This window comes from Paenarthrobacter sp. PAE-2, assembly GCF_026013155.1.
Classification (GTDB): Bacteria; Actinomycetota; Actinomycetes; order Actinomycetales; family Micrococcaceae; genus Arthrobacter; species Arthrobacter ureafaciens.
Window position 1 is genome coordinate 67,838 of record NZ_JAPDNV010000003.1, and the last position, 23,644, is coordinate 91,481.

The 23,644-nt window shown below is 64.0% G+C and carries 21 protein-coding genes; 17 read left to right on the forward strand and 4 right to left on the reverse strand.

What is annotated here, in order from left to right:
* Positions 1-22: 22 nt before the first annotated feature.
* The 12 genes from OCL88_RS02425 (at position 23) to OCL88_RS02480 (ending at position 13,275) form a co-directional block, all read left to right on the forward strand.
* Complete coding sequence (locus OCL88_RS02425; RefSeq protein ID WP_264961491.1) at positions 23-1,543, forward strand: aldehyde dehydrogenase family protein; 1,521 nt, start codon at positions 23-25, stop codon at positions 1,541-1,543.
* 27 nt (positions 1,544-1,570) lie between these two features.
* The gene (locus OCL88_RS02430; RefSeq protein ID WP_264961492.1) at positions 1,571-3,202 is read left to right on the forward strand and encodes a GMC oxidoreductase; all 1,632 of its coding nucleotides are present in this window, start codon (positions 1,571-1,573) and stop codon (positions 3,200-3,202) included.
* Positions 3,199-4,629, forward strand: a complete 1,431-nt coding sequence (locus OCL88_RS02435; RefSeq protein WP_264961493.1) for an MFS transporter — start codon at positions 3,199-3,201, stop codon at positions 4,627-4,629. The genes OCL88_RS02430 and OCL88_RS02435 overlap by 4 nt, the downstream gene beginning before the upstream one ends.
* Positions 4,630-4,729: 100 nt before the next feature.
* The gene (locus OCL88_RS02440) at positions 4,730-5,761 is read left to right on the forward strand and encodes a LacI family DNA-binding transcriptional regulator (protein ID WP_069696430.1); all 1,032 of its coding nucleotides are present in this window, start codon (positions 4,730-4,732) and stop codon (positions 5,759-5,761) included.
* A gap of 58 nt (positions 5,762-5,819) precedes the next feature.
* A complete protein-coding gene (locus OCL88_RS02445) occupies positions 5,820-6,383 on the forward strand; it encodes a heme-degrading domain-containing protein (protein ID WP_264961494.1) in 564 nt (187 codons plus the stop codon).
* Between the two features lie 134 nt (positions 6,384-6,517).
* Positions 6,518-6,775 (forward strand): SHOCT domain-containing protein, encoded by a 258-nt coding sequence (locus OCL88_RS02450; protein WP_201434758.1) that lies wholly within the window; start codon positions 6,518-6,520, stop codon positions 6,773-6,775.
* Positions 6,775-8,250 carry a multicopper oxidase family protein gene (locus OCL88_RS02455; RefSeq protein ID WP_264961495.1) on the forward strand — a complete coding sequence of 492 codons (1,476 nt, stop codon included), beginning with the start codon at positions 6,775-6,777 and terminating at the stop codon, positions 8,248-8,250. The genes OCL88_RS02450 and OCL88_RS02455 overlap by 1 nt, the downstream gene beginning before the upstream one ends.
* Positions 8,251-8,399: 149 nt before the next feature.
* Positions 8,400-8,714 (forward strand): heavy-metal-associated domain-containing protein, encoded by a 315-nt coding sequence (locus tag OCL88_RS02460; RefSeq protein WP_264961496.1) that lies wholly within the window; start codon positions 8,400-8,402, stop codon positions 8,712-8,714.
* 66 nt (positions 8,715-8,780) lie between these two features.
* The gene (locus OCL88_RS02465) at positions 8,781-10,922 is read left to right on the forward strand and encodes a copper-translocating P-type ATPase (RefSeq protein ID WP_264961497.1); all 2,142 of its coding nucleotides are present in this window, start codon (positions 8,781-8,783) and stop codon (positions 10,920-10,922) included.
* A 108-nt stretch (positions 10,923-11,030) separates the two neighbouring features.
* Positions 11,031-11,516: a hypothetical protein gene (locus OCL88_RS02470; protein ID WP_264961498.1), complete on the forward strand. Its 486-nt coding sequence runs from the start codon at positions 11,031-11,033 to the stop codon at positions 11,514-11,516.
* Positions 11,517-11,662: 146 nt separating this feature from the next.
* Positions 11,663-12,289, forward strand: a complete 627-nt coding sequence (locus tag OCL88_RS02475; RefSeq protein WP_264961499.1) for a DUF305 domain-containing protein — start codon at positions 11,663-11,665, stop codon at positions 12,287-12,289.
* A gap of 104 nt (positions 12,290-12,393) precedes the next feature.
* Positions 12,394-13,275 carry a F510_1955 family glycosylhydrolase gene (locus OCL88_RS02480; RefSeq protein ID WP_264961500.1) on the forward strand — a complete coding sequence of 294 codons (882 nt, stop codon included), beginning with the start codon at positions 12,394-12,396 and terminating at the stop codon, positions 13,273-13,275.
* 92 nt (positions 13,276-13,367) lie between these two features.
* Here OCL88_RS02480 and OCL88_RS02485 read toward each other — a convergent pair whose 3' ends face one another.
* Genes OCL88_RS02485 through OCL88_RS02500 form a run of 4 tightly spaced genes read right to left on the reverse strand, consistent with a single transcriptional unit; the run spans position 13,368 to position 18,571 of the window.
* Complete coding sequence (locus OCL88_RS02485; protein WP_264961501.1) at positions 13,368-14,174, reverse strand: ABC transporter ATP-binding protein; 807 nt, start codon at positions 14,172-14,174, stop codon at positions 13,368-13,370.
* Positions 14,171-15,934, reverse strand: a complete 1,764-nt coding sequence (locus OCL88_RS02490; RefSeq protein ID WP_264961502.1) for a dipeptide/oligopeptide/nickel ABC transporter permease/ATP-binding protein — start codon at positions 15,932-15,934, stop codon at positions 14,171-14,173. Before OCL88_RS02490 ends, OCL88_RS02485 begins: the two co-directional genes overlap by 4 nt.
* A complete protein-coding gene (locus tag OCL88_RS02495; protein WP_236593511.1) occupies positions 15,927-16,973 on the reverse strand; it encodes an ABC transporter permease in 1,047 nt (348 codons plus the stop codon). Before OCL88_RS02495 ends, OCL88_RS02490 begins: the two co-directional genes overlap by 8 nt.
* 14 nt (positions 16,974-16,987) lie before the next feature.
* Positions 16,988-18,571: an ABC transporter substrate-binding protein gene (locus OCL88_RS02500; RefSeq protein WP_264961503.1), complete on the reverse strand. Its 1,584-nt coding sequence runs from the start codon at positions 18,569-18,571 to the stop codon at positions 16,988-16,990.
* Positions 18,572-18,885: 314 nt separating this feature from the next.
* Between OCL88_RS02500 and OCL88_RS02505 the strand changes: the two genes are divergently transcribed.
* The 5 genes from OCL88_RS02505 (at position 18,886) to OCL88_RS02525 (ending at position 23,621) form a co-directional block, all read left to right on the forward strand.
* Positions 18,886-19,518: an RraA family protein gene (locus tag OCL88_RS02505; RefSeq protein ID WP_264961504.1), complete on the forward strand. Its 633-nt coding sequence runs from the start codon at positions 18,886-18,888 to the stop codon at positions 19,516-19,518.
* A gap of 46 nt (positions 19,519-19,564) precedes the next feature.
* Positions 19,565-20,914, forward strand: coding sequence for an MFS transporter (locus OCL88_RS02510; RefSeq protein WP_264961505.1), 1,350 nt, complete (start codon positions 19,565-19,567; stop codon positions 20,912-20,914).
* Between the two features lie 91 nt (positions 20,915-21,005).
* Positions 21,006-21,809 carry a LamB/YcsF family protein gene (locus tag OCL88_RS02515; RefSeq protein ID WP_193591507.1) on the forward strand — a complete coding sequence of 268 codons (804 nt, stop codon included), beginning with the start codon at positions 21,006-21,008 and terminating at the stop codon, positions 21,807-21,809.
* A gap of 31 nt (positions 21,810-21,840) precedes the next feature.
* Positions 21,841-22,596, forward strand: coding sequence for a 5-oxoprolinase subunit B family protein (locus OCL88_RS02520; protein WP_264961506.1), 756 nt, complete (start codon positions 21,841-21,843; stop codon positions 22,594-22,596).
* Positions 22,596-23,621: a biotin-dependent carboxyltransferase family protein gene (locus OCL88_RS02525; protein ID WP_264961507.1), complete on the forward strand. Its 1,026-nt coding sequence runs from the start codon at positions 22,596-22,598 to the stop codon at positions 23,619-23,621. Before OCL88_RS02520 ends, OCL88_RS02525 begins: the two co-directional genes overlap by 1 nt.
* The last annotated feature ends 23 nt before the right edge of the window (positions 23,622-23,644 follow it).

Sequence of the window (23,644 nt, forward strand, 5' to 3'; positions counted from 1 at the left end):
ACGGATTTAAGGACGTACCGACATGGAAACCAAGAACTACACCCTCGCGGACGTGGAGCCCACTTACCGCCCCATGATTATCGACGGGGAGGACGCCCGGGCCAGCTCCGGCGAGACCTTCACCCGCCTCAGCCCCGCCCACGAGGTCGAAGTCACCTCATTCCCGAAGGGCACCGCGGAAGACGTAGACCGCGCAGTCACCTCCGCCCGCCGGGCCCTGGACCACGGCTGGCGCCAGTCGACCGGCGCCCAGCGCTCGAAACTGCTGCTGAAGGTTGCTGACCTGATCCGCCGGGACGCCGAACAGCTCGCACTGGCCGAAACCCTCGAAACCGGCAAGCCAATCACCCAATCCCGCAACGAGGTAGCCAGCACCGCCGAATTGTGGGAGTACGCCGCCAGCCTGGCCCGCAACACCCAAGGCGATGCGCACAATGCCCTGGGACCGGACACCCTGGCCCTCGTCGTCCACGAACCCATCGGCGTGATTGGCATGATCACCCCCTGGAACTTCCCGCTCCTCATCATCAGCCAGAAGTTGCCTTTCGCGCTGGCCGCCGGCAACACGGCGGTCATCAAGCCCAGCGAAAGCACCTCGGCCACCACCGTCATGCTGGGGCAGTTGGTCCGGGAGGCCGGCTTCCCTGCAGGCGTCGTCAACGTCGTCACCGGCAACCGTGTGGTCGGTTCAGCAATCGCTGAACATCCCGGTATCGACATGATCAGCTTCACCGGCTCCACCGGTGTTGGAAAGTCGATCGCCTCCATCGCCGGCCGCGACCTGAAGAAGGTCGAACTGGAGCTGGGCGGCAAGAACCCCCAGATCATCACGGCCAACGCCGACTTCAACGCCGCCGTGGACGCCGGTGTCTTCGGCGGGTACTTCAACGTCGGACAGTGCTGCAACTCCGGCAGCCGCCTGATCGTGCATCGCTCCATCGCTGACGAATTCGCAGCAGCCGTGGTGGAGCGCGCCCGCCACATGCGCGTTGGAGACCCGCTCAAGTCCGAAACCCTGGTCGGTTCCCTGGTCAATGACGCGCAACTCGCCGTCGTCGAACGCTACGTCGCCGAGGGCCGCGAAGCAGGAGCGCACTTGCTGACCGGCGGCGGTCTCCTCGACACAGGGCTCGACGGCGGCCGGTTCTACCAGCCGACAGTCTTCACCGATGTCACCGCCACCATGTCCATCGCCACCGACGAGATCTTCGGTCCGGTGCTGTCAGTCCTGCCTTTCGACACCCTCGAGGAAGCCATCAGCATCGCCAACTCGACCTCGTTCGGCCTGTCGGCAGGTATCTGGAGCAACGACATTAATGAAGCACTGCCCGCGGCCCGGGACCTGCGGGCAGGGACGGTCTGGGTGAACCGGTGGATGGATGGTTACCCGGAAGTACCTTTCGGTGGCTACGGACAGAGCGGAATCGGACGCGAACTGGGCCGCCAGGCGCTGGCCGAGTTCAGTGAGCTGAAGACGATCCAGCTCCAGGTCGGGACGCGGAGCACCCGTTGGGTCGACGCACCCGACGCGCCCCGCCGCTAGGAACGAACACAGGAGCTCGTGAGCGATATGGCACACGCAACAATTGACGAGGCACCGCTGCCCCAGGCTTTCGACGAGCCCATCACCGCGGACGAAGTGATCCGTACCGACGTCGCGATCATCGGCTCAGGCATGGGCGGCGGCACCATGGCCTACGCCCTTAAGGACTCCGGGGCGGACGTACTGGTCATCGAACGCGGGAACCGGCTCCCCACCGAACCGCAAAACTCGGACCTGGAGGAGGTTTACCTCAAAGGCCGCTACAAGAATGCGGACACGTGGTACAACGGCCGCACAGGGGCGGGATTCAAGCCCGGCGTCTACTACTGGGTGGGCGGCAACACGAAAGTCTATGGCGCGTGCCTTCCCCGGTTCCGGGCCAGCGACTTCGAAGAAGTCCGGCACGCGGACGGGGTCTCCCCGGCATGGCCGTTCACCTACGCCGACCTGGAGCCCTACTACACCCGCGCTGAGAAGCTCTTCCAGGTCCGCGGGCAGGTGGACGAAGATCCCACGGAGCCGCCGCACTCCGAGGCCTACCCCCACCCCGCACTGGACCATGAACCGGCCATCCGGGATTTGGCCGAATCATTCCGCCGGCAGGGCCTGCATCCGTTTCGGATGGCCAACGGTTTGGACGCCGACACCCCCGAAAAGCGGGCCCTGTGCGCAACCAGCGACGGTGCGCCCAACGAGGCGGGGCTGAAAGCGGACGCCGAAAAGATCGCCGTCGACCCCGCAATAGCTGCGGGTGTGCGGCTCATGACCGGGACCACGGTGACCAGGCTTATTCCGGGAGGCGATGGCCGCACCATAGTTGCGGCACTCGCCGAGAACAACGGAAGGATCATCCGCATCGAGGCGGACAAGTTCATCCTCGCCGCCGGCGCAGTTAACTCAGCTGCCCTGCTGCTGAGGTCAGCCACCAAGGACAACCCCCGCGGGCTCGCCAACTCCTCCGGGCTGGTCGGCCGGAACTACATGGTGCACAACAGCACCTTCTTCATTGGCATCAATCCCCTCAGGATCAACCGCACGCTGTGGCAGAAGACCCTTGGCCTCAATGATTGGTACGAGGCAGGCCCCACTACCCGGTACCCGCTCGGAAACCTCCAGATGCTGGGAAAACTGAGGTCCAGCATGCTCAAGATGGCCCGCCCGTGGGCGCCTGAAATCCTCCTGAAACTGATGTCGGACCGCAGCATCGACATCTACCTCACCACCGAAGACCTGCCACGCCGGGAGAACGGCGTCAGCGTCAGCGACGGAAAGATCCATCTGTGGTGGGAACCCAACAACCTCGCTCCCCACAAGGAGCTGGTCCGGCGCGTCAAGAGGGCAGTACGGAAGGCCGGATACCCCGTGATCCTGACCCAACGCATGGGGATTGAAACCAACTCCCACCAATGCGGCACAGCAGTCGCCGGCCATGACCCCGCCACGAGTGTCCTCGCCCCGGACTGCCGCGCCCATGACCTGGACAACCTTTGGGTTGTTGACAGCTCCTTCTTCCCCTCTTCGGCAGCCCTCAACCCCGCCCTGACCATCGCCGCCAACGCCCTGCGTGTCGCTGACACCATCCTGGCCGACGGCATGACCTCACGCGGAAACCGGGCAGCAAGCAAGAATCCCCTTCCTCACAGGACAGGACAACCGTGACCTCCCACCAAGAACAAACACTCGCCCCCGCCGCGCATCATGTCTCCACCCGCGACCTGACAAGGGCCGCTTGGGCCAGTTCCCTCGGCAGCGCACTGGAGTACTACGACTTTGCGCTGTACAGCCTGGCCTCAGCCATCATCTTCAGCCCCCTTTTCTTCCCCGGGAGCAACCCCGCCACCGGGTTGATCCTCAGCTTCGGCACATACTTCCTGGGATTCGCTGTCCGCCCCCTGGGCGGCATCATCTTCGGCCGGCTGGGCGACCGTCTCGGCCGCAAGTTCGTCCTGCTCGCCACTGTCCTGCTCATGGGTGGCGCCAGCACCCTGATAGGCGTCCTCCCGACCTACAACGGCTCACGAGGAGACTGGTACGACGGCGGCGTCGGCCTCCTGGCGCCGATCCTCCTGGTTTTCCTGCGCCTCATGCAGGGGCTTGGCGCCGGAGCGGAAATGGCCGGCGCTTCCATCCTGATGACCGAGTACGCTCCAGTTCGCCGGCGCGGGTTTATCGCCGCGCTGCCCTTCCTTGGAGTCCAGCTGGGAACAGTGGCTGCGGCGCTGGTCTACTTCCTGCTGCTGAACACCAACCAGAGCGTGATGATCACCGACACCTGGCTCTGGCGCGTACCGTTCCTGGCCAGTGTGCTTATCCTCGGCGTCGCGATCTACATCCGGCTCCGTTTGAAGGAGTCGCCGACGTTCGCGCAGCTGGAACCACACGAACAGATCACCGAGAAGCCGCTGCGCACCCTCGTCAAGCGTTCAGGCAAGACGGTGCTGGTGGGCATCGGGCTCCGGATGGCCGAAAACGGCGGGTCCTCGATCTACCAGGCCCTCGCCGTAGCTTACGTATCCAGCGCCGCCATCGGGATCAAGGGACCCATCGGTGCGCTCTCCCTGGTCTTCGCCGCAGCAGTTGGTGCCGCCGTCGTTCCGCTGGCCGGATGGCTCACCGACCGGTACGGGCGTGTCCGGGTTTACCGCGGTTTCGCGATTTTCCAGCTGGCCGCGGCCTTCCCGGTCTGGTACGCGCTCAGCTTTGGTGACACCGTGCTCACTATCGTCGTCGTGTCCTTGGGCCTGGGCGTCGGCACCTGGGGCATGTTTGGTTCTCAAAGCGCGCTGATGTGCGAGCTCTTCGGCTCCCGCCAGCGCTACTTGGGCGTCTCGGTGGCACGGGAAGGTTCCGCTGTCATCGCCGGCGGCATCGCGCCGATGGTGGGCGCGTGGCTGATGTCCCTGGTTGTCACCGCAGAGGGCGGTTCCGCCGTCCCCCACGCCGGCACCGGAGCATGGCTGCCCATCGCCGGGTATCTGTCGCTGCTTACGGTAATCACCATTATCGCGACGTTCTTTACCCCGGAAACGGCAGGTCGAAGCCTGGAAGACCCCCGGGACGCCGTGGAGGTGGAGAACGGCCGGTAACCCGCTGTTCCACGTCCGCGAAGACCCCACCCCGGATTGATAAAGTCGAAAGGTGGAGATTCCAGTCTCCACCTTTCGACTTTACGGGCAGGAACAAACCATGGCACCCCGCATCACCCTTGAAGACGTAAGCAAGGCCGCGGGCGTCTCCCGTTCCACAGCGTCGCTCGTCGTCCGTGGCAGCTCGCGGATCCCCGAGTCCACGGCCGAGAAAGTCCGGCAGGCCATGAATGAGCTCGGCTACGTGTACAACAGGCAGGCGGCCAACCTGCGGCAAAGCCGGACAATGACCCTGGGCCTGATCGTCACCGAGATCATCAACCCCTACTTCGCAGAACTTGCCATGGCCGTGGACCAGATCACCCATGATGCCGGTTACACGATCTTCATCGGCTACAGCCGGGACCTCGAAGACCGGCAACACGAGATCGTCGCCTCCATGATTGAACGCCAAGTTGACGGCCTGCTCATACTTCCCGCCCTGGACACCGACCGGGAACGCCTGGCCAAACAGGTGACTGCAGCCAACATTCCCGTCGTTTTGCTGGCCCGCCACTTCCCCGGCTTCGACTACGTAGGCAGCGACAACGTCAAGGGCGCGGGGATGGTGGGAGAGCATCTCGCGGCTCTTGGGAGCAAGACGGTGGCCTTCGTGGGTGGCCGGCCTGCGCCGTCGTACAGGGAACGGGAAAAGGGCCTGCGGATCGCCCTCGAGGCCCATGGCGTGCAGCTGTGGAGCAGCGAAGAACTCCGTAGCCCGGTCACACCGGAGGGCGGAGCCGCCGCCCTCGGCCGGCTCTTCGACCGCGGTAACCTGCCCGACGCGGTGGTGGTCTACAGCGACGTCGTCGCGCAGGGGGTTTACGACGAGATGCGCCGCCGCGGCCTGGAACCGGGGAGGGACATCGCCGTTGCATCCTTCGACGACACCCGGATCGCAGCTGCCCAGGTCCCGCCCATGACGTCAGTGGCGGGCTTCCCCGGAGAGGTGGGTTCCAAAGGCACTGAAATGCTGATGGCCCGTCTGTCCGAAGGAAACGCCGACGCCCCTGCCCAGGTCACCCTCATCGAACCACAACTGAAGATCAGGTCTTCCACAGCCACCTGGCGCCCCCGAACACTGTCCGCCTAACCAGGCAGCAGCGGCGCCCTCACACTTAGCCCCCGTCACACATAGCAAGGGACCGCCCATGAACTCCACCCCATCCCCCGCCACGCACGACGCAACGGCTCCCTTCGACCCCGATTACTTTGGCGAGCAGTCCGAACAGGCCCTGGACGCTCTCATCAAGCGGTTGGAAACCCAGGCACTAACGCTGCGTCTTGGCGGGTTCGACCAATCGGATGCTTTGGCACTGGGTCTGCTGCTCGTTGACCTGGCCACAACCCGGGCACTTCCGGTGGCCATCGACATCCGACGGGAGCAGCACATCCTGTTCCATGCCTCCCTGCCGGGGGCCACACCTGATAACGACGTATGGATAGAGCGCAAGAGCAGGACAGCCCAGCGCTATCTGGAACCCTCCCTCCTGGTTGGGCTCAAGGGACGGCGGGGCGGGCGAAGGCTTGAGGACAACGGCTGGTTCGACGAACGGCTTTATGCGTCCCACGGCGGAGCGGTCCCGATTCATGTCGACGGAACAGGAGTGGTTGCCATAGCCACAGTGTCCGGGCTGCCACAGCAAGACGACCATGAGCTGGTGGTCGAAGCGTTGCAGACTTTCCTCACTCAGGACCGCAGCAAGAACAGCTGAGGATCCGAAAACCCCTGGGGCGTGGGCTGAGCCGCGTCAATTATCATCCTGGCCTCGCCGGGACCTCGGACCCTACCACCCGCCATGGCTCCGCGCTATGACTGGAGTAAACCTCCAAAGCGGAAGGACCGGTCATGATGTGGGGTTACGGACAAGGCATGATGTGGATGTGGCTGTGGGTCCCCCTGCTGCTGGTCGGCGTCGCGATTCTGGTACTTCTGGCAGTCAAGCTCTTTGGCGGACACGGACCCGCCGACCCACAGATGCCGGGGAGCATCCCGCCTACGGGACGGAGCACGGCCCGCCGGATCCTCGATGAGCGCTTTGCCAGAGGAGAACTCACGGCAGACCAGTACCGCGAACATCTCAAAGTGCTTGATGAGGGCCCGTAATGAAGCCGCTCAGTCGCCGTCGGGCGTTGCTCCTTGGCGGGGTGGGCATAGCGGCAACTGCGGCCGGCGGGGGCGGGTTGGCCTGGACCCTGGCCCCGCGGACGACGGCCGGGACGGGCGGCGAACTGGTCCAGCCCGCGGAAGTGCGGAGCACGAACGGCCAGTTGCAGGTCCGCCTCCAAGCAGCACCAGGACCGATGGTGTTGGGAGGACGGCAAGCCACGGCGCTGGGCTATAACGGCGGCATTCCCGGCCCAACGCTTCGTTTGTTTCCAGGCGATGTGCTCCGCGTGGAACTCGTCAATAAGCTTGCCCAAGCCACCAACCTGCATGTGCACGGGCTCCACGTTTCACCCGAGGGCAACGGCGACAACGTTTTTGTTTCGGTGAACCCCGGCGACGCCTTTTCCTATGGCTACAAACTCCCTGCGGACCATCCCCCGGGCGTTTATTGGTATCACCCCCACCATCACGGCATGGTAGCCGACCAGATCTTCGCAGGACTCTTCGGAGCAATCATCGTCGAAGACCGGAAACCGATTGAGTCAGCCCTGGAGCGGGTGCTGCTTATTTCGGACACCACCCTTGATGGGCAAGGGAACGTTGCACAAGTGCCCATGATGGAACGGATGATGGGCCGGCAGGGTGAACTGCTCCTTGTCAACGGTCAAAGTAACCCGCACTTCGATGCCCGCCCGGGCCAGCGCGAAAGGTGGCGCATCGTCAACACCTGCGTGGCCCGCTACCTCCGGTTGCGGCTGGACGGTCAGCAAATGCAACTGCTGGGCATGGACTCCGGCCGGTTCCCGGCGCCCAAGCCGGTCAATGAAGTTCTCCTGACCCCAGGAAACCGCGCTGACCTTCTTGTGACTTACGACGGCGGATCGGTACTGCGCGCGCTCTACCAGGACCGGGGAAGTATGCCGGGGATGATGGGGCAGATGCCCGGAGAACGAGGCCCGGCCGACCAGCCGGACGGTACGGCACTGGCAACTCTCCGCGTGGCCGGCGAACCGGTCCCGCCACTTCCGACGGTGCCCATCCAAGACGTGCCTGAAGACCTGCGGTCAGCGGCGGTGGCGGCACGCCGGCGGATCGTACTGGCCGCCGGCATGGGCAGAGGCATGGGCATGGGCATGGGCATGGGCATGATGCGCTTCACGATCAATGGCAGGGAGTTCAATGAAGGCCGGATAGACACCAGGGTGGCTTCCGGATCCGTGGAGGAATGGACGCTGAGCAACGCCAGTCCCATGGATCACCCGTTCCACCTCCATGTCTGGCCCATGCAGATCATCGAGGAGAACGGTCAGTCCGTGGACGATGTGATCTGGCAAGACGTGGTCAATGTACCCGCCAACGGGCGGGTGAAGGTCAGGGTGGCGTTCAAGGACTTCAGCGGGCGGTCCGTCTATCACTGCCACATCTTGGACCACGAAGATTTGGGAATGATGGGGGCCCTTGAAGTGACCTAGCTCATGCGCGCCCGGCATTGCCTCTTATACCCCCTAGGGGTATGTTAATGGTGTTGTCAGTGAAGTGGTATGTCCCGGAGGGTCCGCCCTCTTTCACAGCCGTTCATCCCCAGCATCCATCGCTCATCTGCTAAGAAATGGAAACTGGCATGCAAACACCACCACGTACCGAACTGCCCCTCATCGCAAAGTCCTCCTCAGGTTGCGGTTGCTGTTCCACCAACGGATTCGAATCCCCCGCCTCCACCGCCCAAGGTGTTGAGTACGGCGTCGAAGGCCTGACCTGCGGCAGCTGTGCGGACCGCGTTGAACGCGCCGTACGGGACGTCGACGGCGTCGGGTCCGCCACGGTCGTGCTGGTCCCGGGCGGGGTCTCCCGCCTGGTCGTCACCGGGCCTGCCGGGCCCTCCGCTGTCCGGGACGCTGTGGCGTCCGCCGGCTACAGCCTCACCAACAACCGCTAGTCCATACACCAACGGCCAGTGCCGCCTCTTGTGGCGTTGAAGCGGCCGTTACTGGAGGACCACGCCATGACAGAGCACACCCACCACCACCCGCACTCACCGGTCAGGGAACCCGAACCGGACCCCACCCACCACGCCGGGCACAGCCCTGAAATGCACGGCGACCAGCACAAACAGCACCACGGCCACGCTGCGGACGACGACCATATGGTGCACAGCCATGGGCAGCATGCCGGGCACAGTACGGCGATGTTCAAGGACCGGTTCTGGTTGACCCTGGCATTGTCCGTCCCGGTGGTGTTCTTCAGCCCGATGTTCGCCCACCTGCTCGGCTACATGCCGCCGGAGTTTCCGGGCTCGGCCTGGATCCCACCAGCGCTGGGCACCGTGATCTTCTTCTACGGCGGCATGCCGTTCCTCAAAGGAGGACTCAGTGAGCTGAAATCCAGGAAGCCGGGCATGATGCTGCTGATTGCCATGGCAATCAGCGTCGCGTTCATCGCCTCGTGGGCCACCAGCCTGCGGATCGGGAACTTCGATCTGGACTTCTGGTGGGAACTGGCACTGCTGGTCGCCATCATGCTGCTGGGGCACTGGATCGAGATGCGCGCCCTTGGTTCGGCCCAAGGTGCCCTGGATGCCCTGGCCGCTTTACTGCCTGATGAAGCAGAACGCGTCACCCCCAACGGCACGGAAACAGTCCCCGTCACCGACCTCGCTCCAGGGGATGTAGTGCTGGTCCGCTCCGGCGCCCGGATGCCCGCGGACGGGACGATCGTGGAGGGGCAGGCCGAGTTCGACGAATCCATGATCACCGGCGAGTCCAAGACCGTCGCCCGAGGGCCCGGAGACCCCGTGGTTGCCGGCACAGTCGCCACGGACAACACCGTCCGGGTGCGCATCACCGCCGTCGGAGAGGACACAGCCCTGGCGGGTATCCAGCGGCTGGTCGCGGAAGCGCAGGCTTCCTCCTCCAAAGCCCAGGCCCTGGCCGACAGGGCGGCGGCGTTCTTGTTCTACTTCGCCACGATCGCCGGCGTCGTCACCTTCATCGCCTGGATCCTGCTCGGCAGCCTGCCCGAAGCCGTGACCCGCACTGTCACAGTGCTCGTCATCGCCTGCCCTCACGCACTGGGCCTGGCCATCCCTTTGGTCATCGCCATATCCACCGAACAAGCCGCCCGGGTCGGGGTGCTGATCAAGAACCGGATGGCCCTTGAACGGATGCGCACCGTCGACGTCGTCCTGTTCGATAAGACCGGCACCCTGACCAAAGGCGAACCTGAGCTCAAAGACATCACCGCCGTCGACGGCACCACGCCCCGGGAACTGCTGGCAGTGGCCGCAGCCGTGGAATCCGACAGTGAACACCCCGTCGCCCGGGCCATCGTCCGCGCCGCGCACCACCAAGGCCTGGACCTGCCAACCGCGACCGGATTTTCCTCAATGACCGGCCGCGGAGTGAGGGCGATGATCGATGGCCGCACAGTGCAGGTCGGCGGGCCGGCCCTGCTCCGCGAACTCGACCTGACCGAAACCGACGCCATGGCCGCCACCACCAGGCAATGGGCCGGACGTGGCGCTGCGGTGCTGCACGTCGTAGAGGGTGACCGGATCCTCGGAGCGGTGAGCCTGGAAGATGCGATCCGTCCGGAGTCACGGCAAGCAGTGAAGGCCCTGCAGGCCCGGGGCATCAAGGTGGCTCTGATCACCGGTGACGCCCGCCAGGTTGCGGATGCTGTGGGAGCCGAGCTTGGCATCGACGAGGTCTTCGCCGAGGTCCTCCCGGCCGACAAGGACAAGAAGGTCGCGCAAGTGCAGGACCGCGGGCTGAAAGTTGCGATGGTCGGTGACGGGGTGAACGACTCCCCCGCCCTGGCCCGGGCCGAAGTCGGCATCGCCATCGGCGCCGGCACCGACGTCGCCATGGAATCGGCCGGAGTCATCCTGGCCGGCAACGATCCCCGTGCCGTGCTGTCCATGGTTGATCTGTCCCGGACCAGCTATACCAAGATGTGGCAGAACCTCATCTGGGCCACCGGTTACAACATCATCGCCGTGCCATTGGCTGCCGGCGTTCTGGCCTTCGCGGGGGTCGTGTTGTCCCCGGCAGCCGGGGCAGTGCTCATGTCTGCGTCCACGATCGTCGTGGCCCTGAACGCCCAGCTTCTCCGACGGGTGAAACTGAACCCCTCCCAGGTTCGTTAAACCAACCACGCACCGGGCGCCCCGCCCCACGGATCGGGGCGGGGCCGGGGGCCGATAGGCTGGAAGCACAAGAAGCCATGCAACCCGCACGAAAGGAAGGAGACAGTCATGCAGGCACGTCGGACCATGACCGGGACCTTCCTTAACATCGGGCTGCTGGTGACAGTCATGGCATTGATCGCCGGCGTGTTGGGGATGCACGTCATGACCGGTCTGCACACCCAACACACCATGACCACCGCAGCAACAACAACGGTCATATCCGTTGAAACGGTGGACCATGGCACCGCCGCCCACGACCCCCACGGCGGAGGGGCGGGCATCACTGATGCGCAGGCCGACGCCGGTCCGGCCGTGGGTCCGGCCGCGGGTGGACTGGCACAATGCGCCTGCTCGGGGAACTGCTCCACGGAGCATGCGATGGGCGTCTCCTGCGTCCCCTCAACCGCCACCAGCGTCCTGGCAGCCCCGCTCCCGGACACCTCCACGACGGTGCCGTCCTCATTCCGGCCTGTCGCTACAGGTTCCAGCACGCTATGGTCCTACCTGCCCGGAAGTCCTTCCCCGGGCGAACTGTCGATCAGCAGAACATAGGCACCGGCCTGCGCCCCGCTCACCCAGGGGCCACTCTGTCTTGCGCCGCCCCCTCGGCGGCCCGGGCTTACCGGCCCGGCGTCCACATATCCCGCTTTGCCGTGAGCGCGTCGGCGTTCACGAATACCCGCTTGAAGGACTGTTCTGTGAAAACCAAAAAGCTTTTGCCCCTCTCCGCTGTTGCCCTTGTCGCTTCCCTGGCACTCGCAGGATGCAGCACCGGAACCCCCGGTTCGTCGGGGACGTCCATGCCCGGGATGGACCATGGAAATATGGGCTCCTCCAGCGCCCCCGCGCAATCCGCGCCCGCGAGCGCCGAGGACCATAACGCGGCCGACGCGATGTTCGCGCAGGCAATGATCCCCCACCACGCCCAAGCCGTGGAGATGAGCGGGATGATCCTCGCCAAGCAGGACATCCCTGCCCAGGTGAGCGCGTTGGCAACCCGTATCAAGGATGCCCAAGGCCCGGAAATCGAGACAATGACCGGTTGGTTGAAAGGCTGGAACGAGTCCACGATGATGCCCTCGGGCCACAGCATGGACGGCATGATGAGTGACGATGACATGGCCAAGCTCGACGCAGCCCAGGGTACCGAGGCTGCCAAACTGTTCCTGTCGCAGATGATTGCCCACCACCGCGGTGCCGTGGCGATGGCGGAGACGGAAACCCGCGACGGGAAGAACACCGATGCCGTGAAGTTGGCCAAGGAGATCATCACCGCGCAGGAGGCAGAGATCAAGGAGATGGAGCAACTGCTGGCCAGCCTCTAGCGGCCGGCGCCGTCCTTTAGCAGCCAGCGGAGTGCCGGCCTTGGAAGCGCCGGCACTCCCCTCCGTCTTTGACTCATCCCCGCCATCGAGCCCTGGAGCTTCCCATGCCTTTAGCCAAACCGTCGTTATACCGGGCGGCAGGAGTCGCCGCACTCCTCGCCTTCCTTCCTGCCACGGCTGCCTGCACCCAGCCCTCTCCGTCTTCCGGCCCTGCAGAGTCTTCACATGGGATGACGGACAACGCGCTGCCCGGCAACCACGTGCACGCGCTGGCCGTCAACAGTGCGTCCGGCCAGGTCCTGCTCGCCACCCACGAGGGTTTGTTTGACGTTACTGTTACCCCCGCGACCAAGATCGGTGACACGAACGACCTCATGGGTTTCACCGTCGGCGCCGGTAACGTCTTCTACGCCTCCGGCCATCCCGGGCCCGGGTCGTCCCTGCCGGATCCGCTGGGATTGATGAAATCCACCGACGGCGGGAAGACCTGGGAAGCACTCTCCCGGCAAGGCGAATCAGACTTCCACGCCCTGACGGTCACCAAGTCCGGAATTGTCGGCTACGACGGCCAGTTGCGCGGAAGTGCTGACGGTAAAGCCTGGGAGGTCGCTGCTGCCGGCTTCGCCCCTGCCGTCCTGGCCGGACATGCCGACTCTGACACGGTGCTGGCCACCACCGAGAACGGGATCCAGCGATCCACCGACGGCGGGAAGACCTGGAAAGCGGTCCCCGACGGACCAGTGATCCAGTTCGCCGCGTTCGCGGACCCCACCGACGCCTTCGGCGTGGCTCCGGACGGAACCACGTACCACTCCGCCGACGCCGGTGTTACCTGGACCAGGAAAGGCCGCGTCGCGTCCGAGGTCCAGGCCATCGCCGCAGGGAGCGGACCAAGCGGCACTCCGTCCTTGTGGGCGGCCACCATTGATGAGGTCGTGGTGTCCACCGATGGCGGCGCAACGTTCGGCCCCGCCAACACCAAGTGAACAGGTGATCGTCAAGGCACCAGCCGAGCCCCTGGCGCCAGCCCCTGCATGGATTGGCTGGCGCCCAAGGGCCTTCCCGGATTGGATTTTTCCTATGCTGCCGCCACGCGCCGTTCGCCGATATCAAAGCCCGGCCCGCCCGGAACGGAGTCGATCAAGCGACGGGTGTAGGGATGCCGGGGGTTGCCGTAGACGGCATCGACGTCCCCGTGTTCAACGACTTCCCCGTGGAACAGCACCAGGATCTGGTCACTGACGTGGTGCACCACGTCCAAGTCATGGGAGATGAAGGCCATTGTCAGGTCCAGTTCCTTACGAAGCCGCCCTATCAGGTTCAGGATCTCGGCTTGAACGGAGAGATCGAGCGCGGAGGTGATCTCGTCTGCGATGATGAGCTTCGGCTGGACAGCCAGTGCCCGGGCTATGGCGATGCGCTGCCGTTGCCCTCCGGAGAACTCGTGGGGGTAGCGTTCGGCCACGTCCGGATCGAGCCGGATGGTGGAGAGCCAGTACGAGATCTTCTCGCGATGCTCCTTGGGATTGGCCCGCAACGGATCAATAGCCTCGGCCAAGGTTTGTCCGATGGTCCTCCGCGGGTTCAAGGAGGAATAGGGATCCTGCGGAACCATCTGGACCATACGTCGCATCCGGCGGCGGTCTGCACCGGACATCGCAGTGACATCGCGTCCGTCGAAGGAGATGGTGCCGCCGCTGGGTTTCACCAGCCCGACGATCGCCTTGGCCATGGTGGACTTGCCCGAGCCGGACTCCCCCACGATTCCCAAGGTGTTCCCTTGGGGAATGCTCGCACTGACACCCTTCAGTACGGTTGCGGCTGACCGCCCGGAACCGAAGGTGACCCTGACATCCTGCAGTTCCAACACTGCTTGTGCGCTCATTGTGCTGCCTCCTCGACCCTGCTGCCGGCGGCTGGTTCGTCGTCGTAAATTTCGTCCATTTCGAAGTCCGTTGCCTTGACGGTCACCAGTTCGGCCTTGCGCTCGGCGATCGACGGTGTCGCGGCGAGAAGGGCCTTGGTGTACGGATGCTTGACCTTGCCGGCAGCCAGTTCCTCGCCCGTGAGGCGTTCCAGGATTTTGCCGCCGTTCATCACAATGACCTTGTCGCACAGTGCCTGGACTACACCGATGTCGTGGGAGATGAACAGCATTGCGGTGCCCATCTCGCGGTTGATGGTCCGGAACTGACGGAGCACATCAGCCTGGACGGTCACGTCAAGAGCCGTGGTGGGTTCATCGGCGATGATCAGGCGCGGGTCTGTTACCAGCGTGGAGGCGATCATGGCCCGCTGCAGCATGCCGCCAGAGAGTTCATGCGGGTGCTGCTTCATGCGCTTCTCCGGCTGCGTGATCCGGATATCGGCCAGCGCCTTGACCATCCGCGCAACGGCGGTTTGCTTGGATTGCCCCAGGTGCACACGGCTCACTTCGGTCAGCTGCGAGCCGATGCGAAGGGCCGGATTGAAGCTGGTTCCCGGATCCTGGTACACGAGTCCGATGGAGGTGGCGAGCTCGCGGGGGTTGTTCTTCTTGAGCAGGTTGAGCTCCCCCAAGCGCATGGTCTTCGCGTTGACCCCCAGCTCTTCGGGTAGCAGCCCGGCGATGGACATGGCCGTCAACGATTTGCCGGAGCCGGACTCGCCTACCAGCCCGACCACTTCGCCCGGGTGGATACTGAGCGATACGCCCTTCACCAACGGAATGCCCGACGGCGTGGTGACAGTGAGGTTGTCCACCTCAACCAGCGCTTCGGCGTCGGCCCGCAGGGAGGCGGGTACCTCGGATGCCTTGCGGAGGCTGCCGAACTTGCGGCCGCCGCGGGGATCGGTGGCTGCGGCGAGACCGTCACCGATGAGCATCGCGGAGAGTCCGGTGATGGTGATCATGATGGACGGCATCACTGCCTGCAGCGGTTGGGAGTAGATGTTGACCAAGGCTTCGTTGAGGAGCCGGCCGAAGTCGTACTCGGGGTTCTGCACGCCGAGGCCAATGAAGGACAGGCTGGACAGGTCGATCAGGGTAGTGGCGAACACCGTAGCCGTCAGGACCAGGAGGGGTTCGGCCATGTTCGGCAGAAGGTGGCGGGTGATGATGTGCGGCCCTGATACACCAAGCAACCTGGCCGTGGAGACGTAGTTGCGCTGGGATATTGAGGCCGCCATGTTCGCCGTCAAGCGTGCGAAGGCCGGGATACTCGCGATGGAAATGGCCAGTACGGCCGACCAGGTGCCCTGGCCCAGGATGGCCGCGATCAGCAGGGAGAAGATGAGGCTCGGGTAGGCCACGGCAGCTTCGAGCACCCGGAGGACCGCCGTACGGATGCGGCGCGGTGCGAGCCAGACTGCGGTACCCACCGCGATGCCGGCGACGACGGCAATGGCCGTGGTTGCCGCGGTCATGAGCAGGGTCAACCTGGCGGCCACCAAGGACCGGGCGAGGACGTCGCGGCCGAAGTCATCAGTTCCCAACCAATGCTCGGCACTGGGGCCTTGGGACGCTTGGGGCGTCAGCTTCTCGGCAGCCTCGCTGAGGAACAACGGTGCAATGAGGGCGGTGAGCACCATGACAGTCATGAGCACGATGCCGATGATCAGGCCGGTGGTCCAACGGAACCTGTGGCGCGGAGCTGTCTCAGCCATTGGATTTGCCTCCCAGCGTACGGGGGTCGATGAGGCCGAGGATCACGTCGACCAGCAAGTTGAGCAGGATCGCCAGAAAACCCAGTACCAGGATGATCCCTTGGATGACCGGGTAGTCCTTGTTCACGATCGCCGTGACGATCTCCCGTCCGAGGCCGGGCCAGTTGAAGACGTTCTCTACGATGATGGCCCCGCCCAACATGCCGGCGAGGATGAGTCCAGCCAGGGTCAGGGCCGTGGTGAGCAGGTTGGGCAAGGCGTGCCGGGCATAGAGCCGCAGCGCCGGAAGCCGCCAGCCACGTCCGGTCCGCAGGTAGTCCTGCTCCAGGACAGTTGCCGTCTCGCGGCGAACCACTCGGGCAATGGAGCAGATGGGGGCTATGGACAAGCCAACAACGGGAAGGATGAGTGCGCTGAGTGAGGCGGCGCCCGCGGCGGGCAGCACCTTGAGGATGATGGCGAAAACCACAACGAGCATGGTGGATACCACGTACTGGGGTACAGCTTGGAAGAAGGCTGTCAGCATCCCGAAGGAAACGTCGAGCCATTTGTTCCGTCCTCCGCGGGTGAGGATTCCCACCAGCATGCCCGCCGGAACCGAAACCACCAGCACCAGGATGATTCCGAGCAGGGCGATTTCGGCGGTGAACGGCAGCTTGGTGGCGATGATCTGGGACACGGAGGTGCTGTAGGCGAATGATTCGCCGAGGTCACCGGTGAGGAGGCCGCCGACGTAGTTGATGAACTGCACGTAGAGGGGATCGTTGAGTCCGAGGTTGTTCCGGATCGCCTCGATCTGTTCGGTGGTGGCGTCAGCGCCGGCTACTGCAACTGCCGGGTCGCCCGGGATGAGCGGAACCATGAAGAAGGTCACGACGACGAGCAGGGCGACGGAGAGGAGGACGCCGCCGGCGCGGCGAAGGGCGTAGTCGGCCCAAGGTGAGAGGCTCAGGGCCCTGCCCCGGGGGCCTTTGGCGGCCCCCGGGGTTTGGCTCTCAAGGATCTGTACTTCCTTGGAGAGCATGGTGGGTTCAGTCATCGTGAAACCTTTGCTTACTTGGTGATGCGAAGAGTGGCGTAGTCGACAATCCCGGATGGCGCCTGGATGGAGAATCCGGAGCGCTGGGCGACGATCTGCGGTTCACCGACGAAGGGAACAATGTCGTTGTCGCTCAGGATGCTCTTCTGGGCCTTCGTGTAGGCCTCACAACGGGCGGCCTCGTCCGTCGCTGACTGTGCAGTAGCGATTTCGGCCAGGATGTCCGCGTTCTCGCCGCCGCCGATGTTCCGGCCGCCCTTTTCGGTAGGTACTCCGGCGATGCGCGTGAGGGAGGCCGCGACCGTCCCCACGAAGTTGGCGTCGCCCTGGACGGTCAGGTCCCAGGTTTCCGGCTTGGTCTGGGTCATTGTGGCCCAGGTTCCGTTGTCCACGAGCTGCAGGTCTACGGTCGCCCCGGCTGCCCGGAGGGCTTCCTGGACATAGGTGCTGCCTGCTCCGTTGGGGCCGATGCTGGTGGTGCCGACCATCTTGAAGGTCTTCCCTGCCAGAACGGCTTTGGCTGCGTCGGCGTCCTCTTTGGTCATGCTGGAGTTATCGGGCAGGACGCACGGGACTGTAGGCGCAACGATGGAGTTGTACGTGATGCCCTTACCGGCATAGGCCGCTGCGTTGAACGCCTGCTGGTTCATCAGCTGGGCGACTGCTTTGCGCAAGGCAGGATCGGTGAAGGGGCTGCCTTCACGCTGGTTGAACAAGAGGAAGATGCCGGCGAAGGGTACCGACGTGACGGTGTAGTCCTTATTGCCTTCGAAACGCTGGACGTCTGCGGGTGCGATGTCGGAGACGTCCATTTCACCGGTGAGCAGCTGGTTTGCCACTGTGGTCTTGTTGACGCCGGGGAAGAACCGGACGGTCTTGGCCGGAACACCTTCCAGCGGCTTGGAGTACCGGGGCCAGGCGTCGTAGTCCTCACGAAGCGTCATGTCGTAGCTGACGCCGTGGCTGGCCTTGGTCAGCGTGTAGGGACCGGAAAAGGCTCCCTTGACTGTTCCTTTGGCCAGCCCTTCCAGGTCGGCGAGCCCGGCCGGGCAGATGATGCCTGTCTGGGCGAGGGTCAGGCCGCCGATGAGCTCGGACCACGGCTGGGCCAGCTTGATGTCCACGGTACCGGCGGTGTCGTCACCGGTGATGGTGGGCTGACCTGGACCGAAGACGAGCTTGCCAAAGTTGTTCTTGGTGGCCGGGTCGGCAAAGTAGCTCAGCGACTTGGCCACGATCGAGGGGGTAATGGGCGTCCCGTCTGCGCAGGTGGCGTCCTTACGGATGGTCAAGGTGGCGTTGGTGGCTGTGGACTCCCACTCTGTGGCCAGCCCTCCAATGAACTTGCCGTCAGCATCACGCCTGACCACAGTGTCAAACAGGAACCTGGCAACCTCGTAGTCGTCCTTGGCGTTGGCCTTGGCGGCGTTGAAGGTGGTTGGGTCGGCATTGAGCGCCGTTCGGATGGTGTCCGTGGACATGCCACCGCCATCAGTGCTGCCCGCCGGAGCCTGGCCGCCGGTGGTGCAAGCGGTCAAGAGGAAAGCGGCGGCAGTGGCAGCTGCCGCCGCGGCCATGAACGTGGAACGTCCTTGCATAGGGGATGAACCTCCTGGTCGCCCTTGGGCCTGGCCTCGGCGGATGCGAACGGGCCGAAGCCGGCTGGAATCCAAGGGAAGTGAACTGCGATAAGTTTCGCGAATGAGAAGAGCTTCGCAAATCGCGAACCGTAAGTCAACGCTTTTTTGTGAGTTCACCCACAGGAGCCCAGGCCGCCCTCCTTCTTTTTCGGGCAGATGACATGAGGGCTTGACGCGGAGACGAAAAAACGCGAAACTTTTCTCATATGTGATTGTGGTCTCAACCGCCGCAGTCTCCCCGACTTCGCACCAACCCCAAAGGTGGAACACCCATGGCAACAACTCTCGAGCTCACAGTCCGCAAGGCACAGTGGACCCGCCCGCCGCGGGAACTGGTCCGCGCCTTCGAAGAGTTCCCGGTAGCCAACATCGGCGACGCCATGGAACGCCTCGGACTCGTGGACGGCAACATCAATCCCGTCTGGGCCGGCGCCAAATGTGTCGGGTCAGCCCTCACCGTCCTGGGTGCAGCAGGCGACAACGCTGCGGTCATCGAATCCCTCAACTACATTGAGCCAGGCGACATCCTTGTGATCAACGGCTTCGGCCATGAGCACCGGGCCCTGGTGGGCGAGCAGCTCTCCCAGCGCTTCGAGGCCGCCGGTGCAACGGGCGCCGTCATTGATGGCTACATCCGCGACCGGGCGACCATCACCGACATCAAGTTCCCGGTCTTCGCCCGCGGCACCACCCCCGCCGGCCCGTTCAAGAACGGGCCCGGGGTGATTGGTGAGCCCGTCGCGATCGGCGGAATCGTATGCTCCGCCGGTGACATCGTCGCCGCAGACGATGACGGCGTCGTGATCATCCCGCAGGCCCGGGCCGCGGAAATCCTCGAACTGGTCAGAGCCGTAGCAGTCCACGAGGCGGAAATGACAGCCGAGATCACCCGGGAATACAGCTAATCTCCGCCCTGCCCCCATACCGGGACCTAAACTGAGAGAACCACCAATGTCTACTTCATCGACGGAATCAGTGGAACTGAACACCGCACAAGTAAAAGTCGTCACTGCTGACGGCAAGATGGTCCGCAAAGCAACCATTGCCGGCACCATGGGCTCTTTCGTGGAATGGTACGACTACGGCATCTATGGCCTCCTGACAACGTACCTCGCCATCAACATCATGGGCTCCAAGGACATCGGGTCCCTGCTCCTGACCAACGTCGGCTTCCTGGTCAGTTTCCTGGCACGTCCCTTCGGCAGCGTCATCTGTGGCTACCTCGGTGACAAGCTGGGCCGCAAGAACCTGCTGTCCATGCTCCTGCTGCTCATCTCCGGCGCCACTGCCTGCATCGGCCTGATCCCGTCGTCGTCCGTGATTGACTGGGCTGCTCCGGCGCTGCTGATCCTGCTCCGCATCCTGCAGGGTTTCTCGGCCGGCGGCGAAGTGGCCGGCGCCATGGCTTTCGTAGGCGAGTACGCGCACAACAAGCACCGCAACTTCTCCATGAGCTTCATCGCCGTCGGCTCCTTCTGCGCCCTGCTCTTCGGCAGCGCGTTTTCGGCGGTACTCATCACCACCCTGGGCGACGTCACCATGGAATCCTGGGCCTGGCGCATTCCATTCCTGTTCGCTGTGCCGTTGGGCTACGTCGGCTACTACATCCGCTCCAAGATGGAAGACACCCCGCACTTCGAGGCACTCCGGGAGCGCAATGAAGTGGAACGCAACCCGCTGCGTGCCGTCTTCACCTCCAAGCGCCACCTCAAGGCCATTGCCCTGACCATCTTCCTTCCGGCCCTGAACGGCCCGGGCTACTACTTGCTCTTCGCGTACATGCCGACCTACCTGAAGACGCAACTTGGACAAGGCAACAACTTCAGCATGCTGCAGGCCTTGACGGTCACCGCTTTCAGCTTGGTAGCCATCATCATCGCCATCCCACTGATGGCGCGGCTTTCGGACCGTATCGGCCGGAAGCCGGTACTGGCACTCTCCGCCGTCCTCATGGCCGTGGTGTCCTATCCGATGTTCGCGATGATCACCACGGGCAACATGCTCATGGCCTGCATCGCAACGGTGGTCATGGCCATCGCGTTCTCCGGCCACGCAGCCGTAGTCCACACGGTCCTGACCGAAATGTTCCCCACCACGGTCCGCTATAGCGCCTACAGCATCGGCTTCAGCCTCAGCACCATCATCTTTGGCGGCAGTGCTCCGCTGGTCATGACCGAAATCATCAAGGCCACAGGCAACAGCATGGTCCCGGCATACGCGTCGATCGGCACGGCAATCATCACGTTGGTTTCGGTCTACTTCCTGAAGGAGACCAAGGGCCAGCCACTGGCCACGCACTAACAAAACAGTACGACGGCGGCCTGCCGCCATTGCCGCACGGCCGCCGTCGTTGGACCATGAAGCACCACAACGAAAACCATTGGGAGTCATTTTGGGCATCAACTCTGTCGCCGTCGTCGCAGACCTCGGCGAAAGCTACGGAAACTACACCATCGGCGATGACGACGCCCTGCTGGGCCTTGTCACGGCCTCCAACATTGCCTGCGGCTTCCACGCCGGAGACCCCCGCGTCATGGACACCACAGTCAAGGCCTGTGTCGAGCGCGGCATCGAACTCGGTGCGCACCCGGGCTACCCGGACCTCGTGGGCTTCGGCCGCCGCCTGATCGAAGCCAGCGAAGAAGAAATCCGCACGGATGTCCTCTACCAGATCGGTGCTTTGGACGCCTTTGCCCGCATCCATGGCGGCAGGATCAGCCACGTTGCCCCACATGGCCGCATGGGCAGCATCGCCCAGACCGACGCCAAGCACGCCCGCGCGATCACCGACGCCATCAAGGCCTACGACCCTTCCTACATTGTGATTTGCCAGAACGGCCTGCTCGCCGAGGAGTCCCGCAAACGTGGCTTGGAGGTTGGCTACGTTTTCCTGGCTGACCGTGGTTACGGCGAGGACGGCATGCCCGTCTCCCGCAATACTGAAGGCGCCCTTCTTCATGACCCCGGGGAGATCGGCCGGCGCGTTGTCCAGGTAGTCACCGAAGGAACGGTGCGCGCCGTGACGGGCAAGGTGGTCCCGCTCGGCCACGATGCCGACGTCGCCCTTCTCCACGGCGACCACCCGCAAGTCCTCGAGAACGGCACCGCACTTCGCGCCGCGCTGGCCCAGGCCGGCATCCAGGCCACGGGCCTGCAGGAAGTGCTGGCCGAAAAGGCCAAGCTGGCCGCCGTCTGACCCTTTCCCTGAGACAACAAGCTAAGGACCCATGAGTACGAACCCAGACACCGGGCAGACTCCGGACATCAAGGCGGTCCCCTTCGGCGACTCCGCCCTGATGATCAGCCTGGCCTCCGGGACCGTCGAGGAACGACAAGCGGGCAGCCGCAGGCTCCGCGAAATCCTCCTCGACGTCCGCCCCTACGGACTGCACGACGTCGTAGCTGGTGTCGACTCGCTATTGGTGGAGTTCGATTGCCTGGCCGTGGGCCACGAGCAGCTGGCGCAGACCATCCGGTTGGCCGCCGCCGGACGCTTCCAGGACACCGCCGGGCACACTCATGCCCACAAGCATTTCGTGATCCCGATGGTGGTCAACCAAGCCTTCGCGCCGGATCTGCAGGACGTTGCCGCGGAGCTGGGAATCAGCGAGGAAGCGGTCTTGGACTCTCTCCAGGATTCCCTGCTGTCGATCAATCTGTTGGCATCCGCAATGGCCCCCATGATGGGCACAGTACAGTTCCCGGGACAGGTCAGCCGCTGCAAGGAGCCAAGGACCAACGTGGATCCCGGATCCGTCATGGTCGCCGGAACCAACGCCATCATCCAGCCCTTCCCCGGCCCCACTGGCTGGAAAGTCATCGGGCGCACTCCCCTGACCATCTGCGATATCCGGCAGGACCCGCCCACTTCCTACACACCCGGGGATACCGTCAGGTTCAAGGTCGTGCCGGAGTCGGAGTGGGAGCGTTTGGAAGGGCAGTTCCTCATGAACGAGCCATACCTGATGGAAAGGGCACACTGATGGCACCGGAGCGGGACGTTACCCTCAAAGTCCGCGAGACAGCCTGGTTGGCCACCTTCCAGGATCTGGGCAGGGAACAGTCTGAAGCCTTGGGTGTTCCCTGCGGCGGAGCTGCGGACCAGCATTCAGCAGCTGTGGCCAACGTCCTGGTAGGCAATCAGCGAGGGGCCACGTTGCTGGAACTTATGGGCGGCCGGTTTTCCTTCACGGCTTCCGAGCCGATCCTGATCTCGGTGACAGGAGCCCCGGCGGACGTGACGGTCAATGGCGGCAAAGCCTCTCTATGGGAGCCCGTCTGCGTCCCTGCCAAGGGCCGGGTGGTGATTGCGAACGCCCACGGCGGGATGCGCAACTACGTGGCCTTCAACGGAACCTTGGCATCAGGACATTTCATGGGGAGCGCCGCACCTGAAGCGCGGATGGGCTTTCCGCAAACCATTGCGGCGGGGCAGCAACTGGAACTAAGGACCTCCTATGCCGGCTTCGAGCACCCGTACCTCACCCAGCCCCTTTTCAGGCTTCCCGTGCCCATCCCGTCGTTTGACCACCCGCTCTGGACCATTGACATCGTTGAAGGCCCGGAGACAGATGCGGCGGCCGGAATACGGGAACTGCTCTCCTCGCGTGAATACACAGTCACAGCCAAGTCCAACCACGTCGGACTCCGCTTGGACGGACCGGTGGTTCACCCTGAGGGCCTCGGCGAGATAGTGTCCCACGGCGTTCCGATCGGAGCCTTCGAGATTCCGCACGGGGATGAACTCATCATCCTGGGCCGCTACCGGACGCTCACCGCCGGATACCCGATCGTGGCCTTCGCCACCAAAGCGTCCTTGCCCATGCTGGGACAGGCACGTCCCGGCCAGCGGATGACCTTCCGCTGGGTCAGCCAGCACGATGCCGTGGAGGCGTACCACGAGTCGCAACGCCTGCTTGGCCTGCTCGATTCGCGGGTAGCCAACCTGTTCGCGGCCACCGGCCTCCCGCATCATTCCGGGCAGGTCACCACCGCTACAGCGGCCTGATCATTCTCCCCGGCGACGCTTGA